The sequence below is a fragment of the Nocardioides alpinus genome (assembly GCF_900112035.1).
Classification (GTDB): Bacteria; Actinomycetota; Actinomycetes; order Propionibacteriales; family Nocardioidaceae; genus Nocardioides; species Nocardioides alpinus.
In genome coordinates this window covers 192,151-206,448 of record NZ_FOKC01000006.1, presented here as the reverse complement: position 1 = coordinate 206,448, position 14,298 = coordinate 192,151, and the positions used below count along the sequence as shown (strand labels likewise).

The window sequence follows — 14,298 nt, the reverse complement described above, 5'->3', positions numbered from 1 at the left end:
GTGCGGTTCGGCGTGCGGCTGGGCATCGACCCGGGTGATGCCCGGATCGGCGTCGCCACCAGCGACCCCTCGGGCTTCCTCGCGACCCCGGTCGAAACCGTGCGGAGCGGCAGGGGAGACGTACGCCGTCTCGCCGAGCTCGTCGCCGAACGGGAGGCGATCGAGGTCGTGGTCGGGCTGCCGCGCTCGTTGAGCGGCGCAGAGGGCCCGGCGGCGGCGAAGGCGCGGGCCTTCGCCGCGCGGCTTGCCCGCCGAGTTGCACCCACACCCGTCAGACTGTGTGATGAACGACTGACCACGGTGTTCGCCGAGTCGATGCTGCGCGAGCAGGGTCGGCACGGAGCCAAGCGACGCGCCGTGGTGGACCAGGCAGCCGCGGTGCTGATCCTGCAGACGGCGCTCGACACCGAGCGCTCGAGCGGGCAGGCACCGGGAGAGATCGTCGAGGTAGCAGATGAGTGAGCACGAGTCCGGGCAGGACCCTTCGACAGGCTCAGAAGAGCGCCTGCTGAGTGAGGACGACCACGACTACGTCCCCGGTGGACGGCGACGCAAGGGTCGTGGCGGCAAGGGCTGCCTCGCTGTCCTCATCGCGCTGGTCGTGCTCGCGGGCGGCTTCTGGTTCGGGCTGACGCGCGGCGTGGACTGGGTCTCCGACCAGTTCCAGGGCCCGGAGGACTACCCCGGACCCGGCTCGGGCTCGGTGAAGTTCGCCGTCAACGAGGGCGACACCGTCGCCCAGATGGGCCGCAACCTCAAGGCCGAGGGCGTCACCAAGTCCGTGCAGGCGTTCATCGACGCCGCCGCCGGCGAGCCCGACTCGGCCGGCATCCAAGTCGGCGACTACGAGCTCCAGAAGGAGATGAAGGCCGCCGACGCGCTGGAGGTCCTCATCGACCCCGACAACCTCATCAGCTTCCCCACGGTGACCATCCCCGAGGGGCTCCGGCTCGTCGACATCGTCTCGACGCTCGCCGAGAACACCGACTTCACCGAGAAGCAGTGGAACGCGGCGCTGGCCAAGCCCGACAAGCTCGGCCTCCCCGACTACGCCGAGGGCAACGCCGAGGGCTACCTCTTCCCGGCGACCTACGAGATCAAGCCCAACCAGAAGCCCGTCCAGATCCTCAGGACGATGGTCAGCAGGTGGGAGGAGGCGGCCGACGCCGCCGGCCTGGAGGAGAAGGCGGCCGAGCTGGGCCACACCCCGGCCGAGCTGATGATCATCGCCTCGCTCGTCGAGGCCGAGGGCCGCGGCGACGACATGCCCAAGATCGCGCGGGTCATCTACAACCGGCTCGACGGCCCCGGTGACAAGGGCGGCACCAACGGCACGCTCGGCATCGACGCGTCCAACGCCTACGGCCTCGGCAAGTCGGGCACCACGGCGCTGACGACCGAGGAGCTGGCGGTCGACACCCCCTACGACACCCGTCGGCGCGCCGGCCTGCCGCCGACGCCCATCGAGGCCCCCGGCGACGACGCCATCGCAGCGGCCGCCAACCCGGCGGACGGCCCCTGGTACTACTACGTCACGGTCGACCTCGAGACGGGCGAGACCAAGTTCTACGAGGACTACGACGACTTCCTCGTGGGGCGCGACGAGTACCGCGCCTACTGCGAGACCTCGGACCGTTGTTGATGCCGAGGTGACCGTCGAGAGTGGGCGGGCGCGGCGCTGTGGCGTGCTGGGCGACCCGATCGCCCACTCGCTGTCGCCGGTGCTGCACCGCGCGGCCTACGCCGAGCTGGGACTGAACTGGACCTACGACGCGGACCGGGTGCCGTCCGGGGGCCTGGCGACCTTCCTCGACGGGTTGGGCCCGGAGTGGCGGGGGCTGTCGCTGACGATGCCGCTCAAGCGCGAGGCCCTGGGCCTCGTCGACCGGCTCACCGACCGCGCGCGCCTGGCGGGGGCCGTCAACACGCTGCTGCTCGGTGAGCACGGGTCCGAGCGGGTGGGTGACAACACCGACTTCCCCGGTGCCGCGGCCGCGATCCGGGAGCGTACGACGACCTCGCTGGCGTCGGCCGTCTTCCTGGGCGGCGGTGCCACCGCGAGCTCGATCGGGCTGGCGCTGCTCGACCTCGGCGTCCGGTCGATCGAGGTGCTCGTGCGCGACGAGGTCCGTGCCGCCGAGACCGTCCAGGTCCTGCGGGCCCACCCGGTGGGTGCGGAGGTCCGCACGGGGCGGCTCGACGCGCCGGATGCCCTGCGGGCGGACATCGCGGTCTCGACGATCCCGGCGGACGCGCAGGACGCGGCGCTGCTCGCGCGGTGCGCCGGCGTACCCGTCGTGTTCGAGGCGCTCTACGACCCGTGGCCCACCCCGCTGGCCGCTGCGGCGCGCGACCGGACGCTGATCAGTGGGCTGGACCTGCTGGTCCACCAGGCCGCGATGCAGTTCGATCTGTTCACCGGGCTCCAGGCACCGCTGGAGACCATGAGGGACGCGGGCCGGACGGCGCTCGCCGAACGGAGCGCGTGAGTGGACGACACCCTAGTGGCGGCGCTGCTGGGCGCGCTCGTGGCCGCGCTCGGCGGCCTGATGGTGCCGACGCTGGTCGCGCGGGTGCCGGAACCTGAGCCACCCACCGCGTCCGAGCCCGATGCCGGCGACCCGGCCGACCCCGTCCCCGACGCCGTCCCGGACGACGAGCCGCCGAAGATGCTCTACGTCGACATCGCCGAGCGACCGGGCCTGGGCTGGCGCAGCGCGGTCATCGCGGCGGTTGCCGGTGGCCTGCTCGGCGCCTCCACCGGCCTCGACTGGCCGCTGCTGTGGCTGATCCCGCTCACCCCAGTCGCGGTCGCGCTGTCCGTCATCGACTGGCACACCCGTCTGCTCCCGCGCCGCATCGTCGTACCGGCCACCCTCGCCGCGATCGCTGTCGTGACGGTGGTCGGGCTGGCCACGGGGGAGCGCGACGCGCTGGTGCGCGCCCTGGCGGGCATGGTGGTCGCGCGGTCGTTCTTCTGGGTGCTGTGGTTCCTGCGCTCGGCCGGGATGGGCTTCGGCGACGTACGCCTGGCGGCGCCGGTCGGGCTGGTGCTCGGCTGGGTGGGCTGGGGCGCGCTCGCGCTGGGGCTGTGGGTCGGCTTCATCGCCTTCGCCCTGCCTGCCGTCGGGCTTGCCGTCGTGCGCCGCGACAGGACGGTGCTGAAGAAGTCGTTCCCGTTCGGCCCGTTCATGGTGATCGGCGCGCTGGTGGGTCTCGTCTGGGGGACCGCGCTCGCTGGGCGCATCTGGGGCTGAGAGACTTGCCCCATGCTCCGATGGCTCACAGCAGGCGAGTCCCACGGTCCCTCGTTGGTGGCGATCCTCGAGGGGCTGCCCGCCCATGTCCGCGTCACGACCGACGACCTCGCCGACTCGCTGGCGCGACGCCGGCTCGGCTACGGCCGAGGCGCGCGGATGAAGTTCGAGCAGGACGCGATCCGCGTGCTCGGCGGCGTCCGCCACGGTGAGACGCAGGGCGGCCCGGTGGCCATCGAGATCGGCAACACCGAGTGGCCCAAGTGGGAGAAGGTCATGTCGGCCGACCCGGTCGACCCGGTGGAGCTCGAGGCGCTGGCCCGCAACGCCAAGCTGACCCGGCCGCGCCCCGGCCACGCCGACCTCGCCGGCATGCAGAAGTACGACTTCGACGAGGCCCGCCCGATCCTCGAGCGCGCGTCTGCCCGCGAGACCGCCGCCCGCGTGGCGCTGGGTCGTGTGGCCTCGAACTTCCTCGAGCAGGCCACCGGCGCGCGCATCGTGTCGCACGTGGTGTCGCTCGGTGGCGTGAAGGCGCCCGCGGGCGTCGTACCGGCTCCCGACGACGTCGCGCGCCTCGACGCCGACGAGGTCCGCTGCCTCGACCCCGATGCGAGTGCAGCGATGGTCGCGCGCATCGACCAGGCCCACAAGGACGGCGACACCCTCGGGGGCGTCGTCGAGGTGGTCGTCCACGGCCTGCCGCCGGGCCTCGGCTCGCACGTCCACTGGGACCGCCGCCTGGACTCCAGGCTCGCGGGTGCGCTCATGGGCATCCAGGCGATCAAGGGCGTCGAGGTCGGCGACGGCTTCGAGCTCGCCGACACCCCGGGCTCGCTCGCGCACGACGAGATCGTGCCCACCGACGAGGGGCTGCGGCGCACGTCCGGTCGCTCCGGCGGCACCGAAGGCGGCATGTCCACCGGTGAGATCCTGCGCGTGCGCGCGGCGATGAAGCCCATCGCCACCGTCCCCAAGGCGCTGCGCACCGTCGACGTCGCGACGGGAGAGGCGACCGTCGCGCACCACCAGCGTTCCGACGTGTGCGCCGTCCCGGCCGCCGGGATCGTCGCCGAGGCGATGGTCGCGCTCGTGCTCGCCGACGCGGTGATCGAGAAGTTCGGCGGCGACTCCGTCGGGGAGACCAAGCGCAACGTCGAGTCCTACCTCGACACCCTCCGGTACCGCTGAGATGCCCCCACGCGTGGTGCTGGTCGGGCCGATGGGCGCCGGCAAGACGACGGTGGCCGGGCTGCTCGGCGACGCCTGGGACGTGCCGGTGCGTGACACCGACGCCGACATCGTCGCCTCCACCGGGCGCGAGATCTCCGACATCTTCGTGGAGTCGGGCGAGGACGCCTTCCGGGAGCTCGAGGGCGCGGCGGTCACCGCCGCGCTGGCCGAGCACGAGGGCGTGCTCGCCCTCGGTGGCGGGGCAGTGATGCGGGAGTCGACGCGCGAGCTGCTGGCCGAGGCGCCGGTGGTGTTCCTGCGGGTCGGCCTGACCGACGCGGTGAAGCGCGTCGGGCTCGGCGTCGGGCGCCCGATGCTGCTCGGCAACGTCCGCTCGCGGATCAAGACCCTCCTCGACGAGCGCACACCCGTCTACGAGTCCGTCGCCACCCACGTGGTCGAGACGGACAACCGCACGCCCGACGAGGTCGCGGCCGAGATCCTGGAGCTGCTCGCGTGAACGACACCGTGATGCACGTCGGTGGCGCGTCCCCCTACGACGTCGTGGTCGGCCACGGCGTCGCCGCGCGACTCCCCGCCCTGCTCGGCCCGTCGGTCGAGCGGGTGGCGGTGCTCTACGCCGGCTCGCTCGGGGCGCTCGCCGACCCGATCGTCGACGCGCTGGTCGAGCACTACGACGTCCTCGCACTCGGCCTGCCCGAGGGCGAGCGCGCGAAGACCGCACCGGTGGCGGCCGACTGCTGGGAGGCCCTCGGCGAGGCCGGCTTCACCCGGTCCGACGCCGTCGTGACCCTCGGCGGAGGCTCGGCCACCGACCTGGGTGGCTTCGTGGCCGCGACCTGGCTCCGTGGCGTACGGGTGGTGCACCTGCCGACGACCCTGCTCGCCATGGTCGACGCGGCGGTCGGCGGCAAGACCGGCATCAACACCGGCGCCGGCAAGAACCTCGTCGGCGCCTTCCACGAGCCCGCCGGGGTGCTGTGCGACCTGTCCCTGCTGGCGTCGCTGCCACGGGAGGAGCTGGTCGCGGGCCTGGGCGAGGTCATCAAGTGCGGCTTCATCGCCGATCCCGAGATCCTCGAGATCGTCGAGCGCACCGATCCTGACGTCCTGAACGCCGACTCGGCCGAGCTGCGTGAGCTCGTCGAGCGAGCGATCCGGGTCAAGATCGACGTCGTCGTCGGCGACCTCCGCGAGGAGGGCGGCGCCGACGGACACCCCGGCCGTGAGGTGCTCAACTACGGCCACACCCTGGCGCACGCGATCGAGCGCACCAGCGACTACACCGTCCGCCACGGAGAGGCCGTCGCGATCGGCTGCGTCTACGTCGCCGAGCTCGCTGCGCGCGCCGGGTCCCTGGAGCCTGCAGTCGTGGCGCGGCACCGCGCGACGCTGTCGCGCGTCGGGCTGCCGACGTCCTACGACGCCGCGTCCTTCGACGACCTCCACGCGGCGATGAAGGTCGACAAGAAGGCGCGTGGCTCGCAGCTGCGCTTCGTCGTGCTCGACGACCTGGCCTCACCGCGGATCCTCGCCGGCCCCGGCGAGGCCGACCTGCGGGCGGCGTACGAGGCGATAACCTCCGCCGGGTGACTGACTCGGACGTCCAGGTCTCCGAATCCGGGGGCACCATGCAGCGACTCACGGAGCGTGCTGCGCCTCGCCCCGTCGACCTGGGCATGCTCGAGTCCGAGCGCCTCACCGGGATCGGCGCGGGTTGGTGCGAGGCGGGCAACGGCCCCTTCCTGGAGCACGGCACCTCCGTGCAGTGGTGCTACGGCCGTCAGGTCGAGCCGATGCGCGTGGTGAGGGACGACGAACGCGGCCTGGTCGCCTGGCTGGCCGAGGACACCGAGCTGGTCGCCTGGCGCCCCGCGGACGGCCGATCGCTCCGCGAGCTCCCGCTGGTGGACCGCTTCGCCGCGGAGCTGGTGCCGACCATCGGCCGGTGGCAGGGCAGCGGGGTCCTGAGGATCGCGCCTACGGCGCGACCGTGGTCGGTGTGGCTGTTCTGGGAGGACGACGGGACCTTCGCCGGGCACTACGTCAACCTCGAGCTCGCCCATCACCGGCGCGCCCACGAGACCGCCACCCGCGACCTGACGCTCGACCTGTGGCTGGACCCCGACGGGACGCTCTGGCTCAAGGACGCCGACGAGCTCGCGGCCGGCGTCGCCAGCGGGCGCTACTCGGCCCCGATGGCCGACGAGATCCGCGCCGTCGCCGAGTGGGCGCAGGCCGATCTGGTCGAGGCCGCCGACTGGCCCCTCGACGAGGAGTGGACGACGTGGCGCCCGCCCTCCGACTGGACCGTCCCGGCGCTTCCGGACACCCCGCTCGTCACCGAGGCGCGTCGCACTACGCTGCCCCGATGAAGGTCTTCGTGCTCAACGGCCCCAACCTCGGCCGCCTCGGACGCCGGCAGCCGGAGATCTACGGCACCACGACGCATGCCGAGCTCGCCTACCAGTGCGTCGGCTGGGGGACCGACCTCGGTCTCGAGGTCGAGGTGCGCCAGACCAACCACGAGGGCGAGCTCCTCGACTGGCTCAACACCGCCGCCGACGACGGCGTACCGGTGGTGCTCAACGCCGGTGCGTGGACCCACTACTCGCTCGCGCTCCACGACGCCTGCGCCCAGCTCACCGCGCCCCTGGTCGAGGTGCACATCTCCGACCCCAAGCAGCGCGCCGAGGTGTTCCGGCACACGTCGGTCGTCGAGCCGCACGCGGTCGCGACGATTGCCGGCCAGGGCATCGACGGCTACCGGCAGGCGCTGGGCGTGGTGGCGGACTCCGCGGATGCTCACCCCTAGGGGTGTATCACCCGCCAGCCTGGCACCTCCTTTACTTTGAGGGCGCCGAGGGAGCGCCCACCCGGAGGTGCTTCCCATGTCCACGAAGGTCCAGTCCTGGCGCAGGCCCGCCGTCCCGGTCCTGATCTCGGTCCTGACGGTCCTGCTGCTCGTCCCGGGCGCGGCGTCCGCGGCACCGCCGGTGGCCGAGTCCGGTCCCGACGTCACGGTGGTCGCAGGGACCGATGCCCAGCTCTCCGGCAGTGTGAGTGACCCCGACGGCGACGCACTGGAGATCCGCTGGCTGGTCACGGTCGTCAGCGAGGGCGACGTCTCCTCGTGCACGTTCAGCGGCCCGTGGAGCTGGGCGCCGGTGACCGCGCAGGGGCTGTCCCCGTCACTGAGCTGCACCCAGCCGGGGTCCTACCTCCTGCAGCTCGTCGTCGGCGACGGCACCTCCTCGGACGACGACACCGGTGCCCTGATCACCTTCACCGACCCGGACACCAGTCCCGCGACCTGCACGTTCCGGCCGTGGATCAAGCGCCTGACCAGCCTCCGGATCGGCGACGCGCAGTCGGGGCTGGCGTCCTACACCGTGCTGCACACCTACAACATCGCCGTGGCGCCGATGTCCGGCACCTGGTCCCCGCCGACCTCGTCACAGACCCTGCAGTGGTTGCGGACGAGGCGCGGTCCGGGGCTGGCGCTCATCAGCCACACCAACGGCGCCGGGCGCAGCGGCGAGTGCGTCCTGTTCGTGCGACGCGACGGCACTGCCAGGGTCGTGGGCTGACACGGGTCGCCCGCGACCCCACGTCGGACTGGCAGGATCGGTCCATGGACGCACCTTCCGTCGAGGTCAGCGCGATGGCGATCAACGTGGTCATCCCCGAGTCGATGAGGTGGCGCGACACCCGGCGCGACGAGGAGTTCGAGCTCCAGTCGTTGACCATCCGGATGCTGCCCGACGGCACCCTGGCAGCGAAGGCGTACGGCCGTCCGGTCGCCGGCGGTCGCGGGGCCTACGTCTCCTTCCCCGTGCCGGACCGGCCCGAGCTGGCGGCGCTGGTCGCCGCCGCTGCCGACGAGGCCGGTCGTCGCTGGCGTGCCCACGCCTGAGGCTGTGCTTGGATCGTCGGCGTGCTGTCCTTCCGCCAGGTCGATGTCTTCAGCGCCGAGCCCTGGCTCGGCAATCCGCTCGCGGTGGTGCATGACGCCGACGGCGTGAGCGAGGAGGAGATGGCGCGGTTCGCGCGGTGGACCAACCTCTCCGAGACGACGTTCCTGTGCGCGCCGACCGCCCAGGGCGCCGACTACCGGGTGCGGATCTGGACGCCCGGCGGTGAGCTGCCGTTCGCCGGGCACCCCACGATCGGCAGTGCGCACGCGTGGCTGGAGTCCGGGGGAGTGCCGCACGGCGACACGATCGTGCAGGAGTGCGGCGCCGGGCTCGTCGACGTACGCCGCTTCCCGCGGCTGGGCTTCGCGCCACCCCCGCTGCGCCGGTCGGGCCCGGTGGAGGCGCCGCTCCGCGCCCGGGTCCTGGCCGGGCTCGCCGTCGAGGAGGCTGCGGTCCGGGACATGGCATGGATCGACAACGGGCCGGGCTGGATCGGCGTCGACCTCGGGACCGCGGACGCCGTCCGGGCGGTCGTCCCGGACATCGCCGCCTTCACCGACCTGAAGGTGACCGTGCTCGGGCGCTGGCCCTCGTCCCGCGCCGACGAGCTCGGCGCCGACGTCGAGGTGCGGGCGTTCTACGCCGACGGCCGCGACTTCGGCGAGGACCCCGTCACCGGCAGCGCCAACGCCGGCCTCGCCCAGTGGCTGATCGGCACGGGCGCGCTGCCGTCGGCGTACACCGCCCGGCAGGGCAGCGTCATCGGCCGCGAGGGACGGGTGCACATTGAGGCCGACGGGGATCAGGTCTGGGTGTCCGGCGACGCGGTCACGCGGATCCTCGGCGAGGTCGACCTCCAGCTCACAGCGTGGTGAGCCAGTCGTCGATCGCGACCTCGCCGTCGCCGAAGACCAGGGTCTGGCGCGACGCCCGCGGGTCCGCGAGCACGGCGAGCGCGACCTGGGCCACGAGCTCGCGTGAGGTCTCGTCGCCGTCGTTGAAGCCGGCGTCGGGGTTGACCTTGCCGGTGCCGGGCTCGAGCGTGAGGGTGCCGGGGGCGAGGATCGTCCAGTCGAGGTCGCTGGCGCGCAGGTGCTCGTCCGCGTCGATCTTGGCGTCCTGGTAGTGCCGGAACGGGTTGTCCTCGGGCACCAGCACGTCCCGCGACGAGCCGGAGAACGAGACCATCACGTAGCGGCTCGCACCGGTCGCCGCCGCGGCGTCCATGGTGCGGATCGCTGCGTCACGGTCGACGGCGTACGTCCGCTCGGGGCTCCCACCGCCCGCTCCCGCGGACCAGATGACCGCGTCCTGGCCCGAGAGGAGCGCGGTGAGGGTCTCGGCGTCGGCGTCCTCCACCGAGGAGACGACCGCGGTCGCGCCGGTCGCCTCGACGTCGCCGGCGTGGTCGGGGTTGCGGATGATCGAGGTGACCTCGTGGCCCGCGTCGACCAGCATCGGAGCGAGGAGGAGGGCGATCTTGCCGTGGCCGCCGAAGAGGGTGATCTGCATGCGACCGACGCTACCGTGGCCCCGTGCAGACCTCGACCCACGGTGTGAGCATCGGGGAGACCGAGGTCCGCAAGCAGTTCGTCGCCGACCACGAGGCGCAGGCCCAGCGCGAGTGGGACTGCCTGGTCCTGCTCGCCGAGCACGCCCCCGGGCTCGCGCCGCGGCCACTGCGCCGTGAGGACGGCGAGACGCCGGTCATCGTGATGGAGCGGATCCCGGGTGGGCCGCTCGCGCCGCGCCCGCTGTCAGCCCGGCAGACGGTGGCGCTCGGGGCGTCACTGCGCCGGCTGTACGACGTACCGGTGCAGGCGGTGACCGACGCGGGCATCGGGCCGCGCAACGGTGGTGCCGCCGATCCACCGTCCGCGATCCACCCCCGACTGGCCGACCACCACGACCTGTCCGCCTGCCGGGACCCGGAGCTCGTGCGGACGGCGCGCGCGGTCGCCCGCGAGTGGCTGAGGGACCCACCGCTGCCCGAGCCGCGCCGGAGCGTCCTCGGCATCGCCGACCTCAACCCCGCCAACGTGCTGTGGGACGGCGAGCAGTGCCGGCTCGTCGACTTCGAGGACGGCGGCCTCAGCGACCCGGCGTACGAGCTCGCCGACCACGTCGAACACCTCGGCAGCCGCCTGCACGGGGTCTACGACGACCGCGCACTGGTCGACGCCGTCGGGCTGGATGCCGAGGAGCGTGAGCGGATGACGGCCTACCGCCCTCTGTGGGCGGCGTTCTGGCTGGCGATGCTGGTGCCGGAGAGCGGCTCCTGGCACCGCAACCCGCCCGGCACCGCCGAGGCACAGGCCGCGCATTTCATGGCTCTCGTCGGCCACGACTAGACTGCGCTGTCGGCGCGGGCACGCCCCGCCGCACCCCTTGACATCTAGAAACTCGTGACGAAGGCGGAGATCGAGCATGGCAAGCACCAACGACCTGAAGAACGGCATGGTCCTCAAGATCGAGGGCCAGCTCTGGGCCGTCGTCGAGTTCCAGCACGTCAAGCCCGGCAAGGGTCCGGCCTTCGTGCGCACCAAGCTCCGCAACGTCGAGTCGGGCAAGAACGTCGACAAGACCTTCAACGCCGGCACCAAGGTCGAGACGGCCAACGTCGACAAGCGCACCATGCAGTACCTCTACAACGACGGCTCGTCCTACGTCTTCATGGACACCAGCACCTACGAGCAGCTCGAGGTGACCCCCGAGGTCGTCGGCGACGCCAAGAACTTCATGCTGGAGAACCAGGAGGCGATCGTCGCCACCAACGAGGGCCGCGTCCTGTTCATCGAGCTGCCCGCCTCCGTGGAGCTCCTGATCGCCGAGACCGAGCCGGGCCTGCAGGGCGACCGCTCCACCGGCGGCACCAAGCCCGCCACGCTCGAGACCGGTCACCAGATCGCCGTCCCGCTCTTCATCACCTCCGGCGAGAAGGTCAAGGTCGACACGCGCGACTCCTCCTACCTCGGCCGCGTCAAGGGCTGAGCGCACCACGTGGCTGCCCGTTCCAAGGCCCGCAAGCGCGCGCTGGACATCCTGTTCGCCTCCGAGCTCCGCTCCGAGGACCCCGTCGTGGCGCTCGACCGCGCCATCGAGGCCGGCGAGGGGCCGACGAACGACTACACCAGCACGCTGGTGCGGGGCGTCGTCGAGCACCAGGCCCGCATCGACGAGGTGCTGACCACCTACAGCAAGGGCTGGACGCTCACCCGGATGCCGGCGGTGGACCGCAACGTGCTCCGCATCGGCGTCTACGAGCTCCTCTGGGGTGATGCCGACGTGCCGGTGACGGTCGCGGTCAGCGAGGCGCTGCACCTGGTGCAGGACCTGTCGACCGACGAGTCGCCGACCTTCGTCAACGGTCTGCTCGGCTCGATCATGCGCGACCGCGCCACCCTGGTCTGAGCCGCCTCACCCCTTGGGGCGCCACCGCTACTCAGCACCTGCCCGGCAGGTCTAGGTTGGCGCCATGAACGCCGCCGCAGACACCGCCGAGTCCGTCCACCGCAGTCCCTGGCTCGACCACGCGATCCGCGCCGGGCTCATCGCGTACGGCGTCGTCCACCTGCTCATCGCCTGGCTGGCCGTCCAGCTGGCGTTCGGCGAGAAGGAGGACAGCGCCTCCAACAGCGGCGCCCTCCACTACCTCGCCCAGCAGCCGATGGGGAAGGTGCTCGTCTGGCTGATCGCGGTGGGCATGCTGCTGCTGGTCATCTGGCGGCTGCTCGAGTTCGCCTTCGGCTTCCCGGAGGAGTCCGACGACACGAAGCGGTGGCGCAAGCGCGCGACGTCGCTCGGCAAGGCCGTCATCTACGGCGCGCTCGGCTGGAGCGCGGTGAAGACTGCGACGGGCGACGCGTCCAAGGGCGGCACCGACGGGACGACGGCCAAGATCATGGACCTGCCGGGCGGCCAGTTCATCGTCGGTGCCATCGGCCTCGCGATCATCGCCTACGGCATCTCGCTCATCGTGCGCGGATGGACCGAGAAGTTCCGCGAGCACCTCGACGCCCAGGGGCAGTCGGGCCAGGACGGCTCGGCGTACATCCTGCTCGGCAAGGCCGGTTACATCGCCAAGGGCGTCGCGATCTCTGTCATCGGCGGCCTCTTCGGCTACGCCGCGATCACCCACGAGGCCAAGAAGTCCGGCGGTCTCGACCAGGCGCTGCAGACGGTGCTGGAGCAGCCGTTCGGTCCGGTGCTCCTGACCGCGATCGGCCTCGGCATCGGGGCGTACGGGCTGTTCTGCTTCGCCCGCGCCAAGCACCTGTCGCGCTAGGCGCGGCTCAGTCGGCGGGGCGGCCGGCCGCCAGCGACAGGGCGGTGGCGACCATGTGGTCGCGGACCTGCTCGGCGGTGACCCGGCTGATCCGAGGTACGCCGGGCGCGTCCTCGCTGACCTGCATGGCCACCCGGCCGAGCTGGAGGGTGCCGAGCCCGCTGGCGTAGAGCATGTTGGCCAGCAGCTGCGGGTCCTCGACGGTGAAGGCACCGCTGGCCGCGCCGGCCTCGATGGTGCGGGTCAGCACCGACAGGCAACCGCTGATCGACTGGCCGAGGCGATACATCGCGCTCTCGCTGACCTCGGCGAGGAGGTCCCCGCCGGGGCGCCGCATGATCGACTGGGCGCAGTCGACGAAGGCCGGGTGGGCCAGGCCGTAGGCGACGAACGCCTCCACCAGCCGCTCGAGCTGGGCACGCGGCTCGTCGGTGGTCCCGGCCGCCTCCTCGAGCGCCACCCGCAGCTCGTCGAGGTACTGCACCAGCGTGAGGCTGAAGAGCTCCTCCTTGCCGGTGAAGTGGCGGTAGATGATGGCGCGGTTGATGCCGACCGCCTGCGCGATGTCCTCGATCTGCGCGTCGCGGACGCCGCGCTCGTCGAACAGGCGGCGGGTGGCGGTGATGATCTCGGTCTCCCGGAGCCGCCGCCGGGCGGCCGCGGTACCGCCGCGCCCGGTGGCAGGCGGCGACGTGGGCTGAGAGCTCATGGGCCCAGTCTAGGGAGACGGCCACCTCGAGCCGCGCAGTGTGGTTCGATGCCCGGCATGGCACTCCCCGGTCGCCGTCTCCTGATGGCCCTGCTCGTCGCGCTCCTGGGCGCCACCCTGGTCCCGCTGTCGCCCGCCACCGCGTCGGTGTCCGGCTCAGCTCCCGGAACCGCTCCCGGCACCGCTGCGGGCGAGGGTCGGTTCGCCGGCACCGCCCGGCTCCCGGGCTGCTCGGGCGCGGTGGTGCGGTGGGCGTCCGCCCTGGACGACGACCCGGCGGTGGTGCTGACCAACGCCCACTGCGTCCGCTACCCGTTCCTCGGGGCGCGGGACGTGCTCGTCGACGTCAAGCAGTTCAAGCCGATCGAGCTGCTCGGAGGTCGCGGGGACATCGCGATGACGGTTCGCGGCACGAGCCTGCGCTACGCGTCGATGTATCGCACGGACCTCGCCGTCTACGAGCTCCGCGAGACGTACGCCGACCTCGCCGCAGGCGGCGTCACGCCGATCGCGCTCTCCGCCACCGGCCCCTCGCGCGGAGACGCGATCCGGATCCCGTCGGGCTACTGGACCGAGCAGCGCACCTGCACGACCACGGGCACGGCGTACCGCGTCCACGAGCGCGAGTGGGACTGGTGGCGCTCCATCCGGCTGCCGGCCCTCGACGGCTGCCGGATCCGCGGCGGCTACAGCGGATCGCCGATCGTGTCGCAGTCCACTGGTGAGGTGGTGGGGATCGCCAACACCGGCTACATCGGCGGCCGTCGCTGCATCGACTCGGCCTGCGAGGAGAACAGGCGCGGGACCGTGCGGATGGTGCGCGACATGAACTACGGCCAGCAGACCTGGTGGCTCAACACCTGCATCGGCGCGGACCGTCGTTTCGACCTCTCCGTCGCGGGGTGCAAGCTCGCGGAGCCGGGGGAGCGCTGAGGA

19 protein-coding genes are annotated in these 14,298 nt (G+C 72.3%); 17 read left to right on the top strand and 2 right to left on the bottom strand.

Translation table 11 applies throughout. From position 1 onward, the window contains the following. The 12 genes from ruvX to BM127_RS14060 all read left to right on the top strand — a co-directional run bounded on the left by ruvX (position 1) and on the right by BM127_RS14060 (position 9,243). Positions 1-462: a Holliday junction resolvase RuvX gene (gene ruvX, locus BM127_RS14115; protein WP_091199434.1), complete on the top strand. Its 462-nt coding sequence runs from the start codon at positions 1-3 to the stop codon at positions 460-462. Further along, positions 455-1,642 carry an endolytic transglycosylase MltG gene (gene mltG, locus BM127_RS14110; RefSeq protein WP_091199433.1) on the top strand — a complete coding sequence of 396 codons (1,188 nt, stop codon included), beginning with the start codon at positions 455-457 and terminating at the stop codon, positions 1,640-1,642. The genes ruvX and mltG overlap by 8 nt, the downstream gene beginning before the upstream one ends. 7 nt (positions 1,643-1,649) lie before the next feature. After that, the gene (locus BM127_RS14105) at positions 1,650-2,489 is read left to right on the top strand and encodes a shikimate dehydrogenase (RefSeq protein ID WP_091199432.1); all 840 of its coding nucleotides are present in this window, start codon (positions 1,650-1,652) and stop codon (positions 2,487-2,489) included. Beyond that, positions 2,490-3,257, top strand: coding sequence for a prepilin peptidase (locus BM127_RS14100; RefSeq protein ID WP_139227741.1), 768 nt, complete (start codon positions 2,490-2,492; stop codon positions 3,255-3,257). A gap of 12 nt (positions 3,258-3,269) precedes the next feature. Next, positions 3,270-4,448 carry a chorismate synthase gene (gene aroC / locus BM127_RS14095; protein ID WP_091199430.1) on the top strand — a complete coding sequence of 393 codons (1,179 nt, stop codon included), beginning with the start codon at positions 3,270-3,272 and terminating at the stop codon, positions 4,446-4,448. 1 nt (position 4,449) lies between these two features. After that, entirely contained in the window at positions 4,450-4,950 is a 501-nt protein-coding gene (locus BM127_RS14090) for a shikimate kinase (protein WP_231263376.1), read from the top strand. Further along, the gene (gene aroB, locus BM127_RS14085; protein WP_091199429.1) at positions 4,947-6,044 is read left to right on the top strand and encodes a 3-dehydroquinate synthase; all 1,098 of its coding nucleotides are present in this window, start codon (positions 4,947-4,949) and stop codon (positions 6,042-6,044) included. Before BM127_RS14090 ends, aroB begins: the two co-directional genes overlap by 4 nt. Continuing rightward, complete coding sequence (locus BM127_RS14080; protein WP_091199428.1) at positions 6,041-6,826, top strand: ribonuclease FAU-1 family protein; 786 nt, start codon at positions 6,041-6,043, stop codon at positions 6,824-6,826. The genes aroB and BM127_RS14080 overlap by 4 nt, the downstream gene beginning before the upstream one ends. After that, complete coding sequence (locus tag BM127_RS14075) at positions 6,823-7,266, top strand: type II 3-dehydroquinate dehydratase (RefSeq protein WP_091199427.1); 444 nt, start codon at positions 6,823-6,825, stop codon at positions 7,264-7,266. Before BM127_RS14080 ends, BM127_RS14075 begins: the two co-directional genes overlap by 4 nt. A 76-nt stretch (positions 7,267-7,342) precedes the next feature. Beyond that, a complete protein-coding gene (locus BM127_RS14070; protein ID WP_091199426.1) occupies positions 7,343-8,041 on the top strand; it encodes a PKD domain-containing protein in 699 nt (232 codons plus the stop codon). A 44-nt stretch (positions 8,042-8,085) separates the two neighbouring features. Then, positions 8,086-8,367 carry a hypothetical protein gene (locus tag BM127_RS14065; protein WP_091199425.1) on the top strand — a complete coding sequence of 94 codons (282 nt, stop codon included), beginning with the start codon at positions 8,086-8,088 and terminating at the stop codon, positions 8,365-8,367. 21 nt (positions 8,368-8,388) lie between these two features. Next, on the top strand, positions 8,389-9,243 hold the full coding sequence (locus tag BM127_RS14060) for a PhzF family phenazine biosynthesis protein (protein WP_091199424.1): 855 nt from the start codon (positions 8,389-8,391) through the stop codon (positions 9,241-9,243). On the opposite strand, the gene BM127_RS14055 is transcribed toward BM127_RS14060, so the two are convergent. Further along, positions 9,230-9,880 carry an SDR family oxidoreductase gene (locus BM127_RS14055; RefSeq protein ID WP_091199423.1) on the bottom strand — a complete coding sequence of 217 codons (651 nt, stop codon included), beginning with the start codon at positions 9,878-9,880 and terminating at the stop codon, positions 9,230-9,232. The two genes, BM127_RS14060 and BM127_RS14055, sit on opposite strands and share 14 nt — an antisense overlap. Positions 9,881-9,903: 23 nt before the next feature. Between BM127_RS14055 and BM127_RS14050 the strand changes: the two genes are divergently transcribed. The 4 genes from BM127_RS14050 to BM127_RS14035 all read left to right on the top strand — a co-directional run bounded on the left by BM127_RS14050 (position 9,904) and on the right by BM127_RS14035 (position 12,653). Next, entirely contained in the window at positions 9,904-10,719 is an 816-nt protein-coding gene (locus BM127_RS14050; protein ID WP_091199422.1) for an aminoglycoside phosphotransferase family protein, read from the top strand. Positions 10,720-10,795: 76 nt separating this feature from the next. Further along, the gene (efp, locus tag BM127_RS14045; protein WP_091199421.1) at positions 10,796-11,359 is read left to right on the top strand and encodes an elongation factor P; all 564 of its coding nucleotides are present in this window, start codon (positions 10,796-10,798) and stop codon (positions 11,357-11,359) included. 9 nt (positions 11,360-11,368) lie between these two features. Further along, positions 11,369-11,779 (top strand): transcription antitermination factor NusB, encoded by a 411-nt coding sequence (gene nusB / locus BM127_RS14040; protein WP_091199420.1) that lies wholly within the window; start codon positions 11,369-11,371, stop codon positions 11,777-11,779. 64 nt (positions 11,780-11,843) lie between these two features. Further along, positions 11,844-12,653, top strand: coding sequence for a DUF1206 domain-containing protein (locus tag BM127_RS14035; RefSeq protein ID WP_091199419.1), 810 nt, complete (start codon positions 11,844-11,846; stop codon positions 12,651-12,653). Positions 12,654-12,660: 7 nt separating this feature from the next. Here BM127_RS14035 and BM127_RS14030 read toward each other — a convergent pair whose 3' ends face one another. Next, positions 12,661-13,362, bottom strand: a complete 702-nt coding sequence (locus tag BM127_RS14030) for a TetR/AcrR family transcriptional regulator (protein ID WP_091199418.1) — start codon at positions 13,360-13,362, stop codon at positions 12,661-12,663. Between the two features lie 57 nt (positions 13,363-13,419). Here BM127_RS14030 and BM127_RS14025 point away from each other — a divergent pair, with 57 nt between their 5' ends. Further along, positions 13,420-14,295 carry a S1 family peptidase gene (locus tag BM127_RS14025; RefSeq protein ID WP_157829568.1) on the top strand — a complete coding sequence of 292 codons (876 nt, stop codon included), beginning with the start codon at positions 13,420-13,422 and terminating at the stop codon, positions 14,293-14,295. The last annotated feature ends 3 nt before the right edge of the window (positions 14,296-14,298 follow it).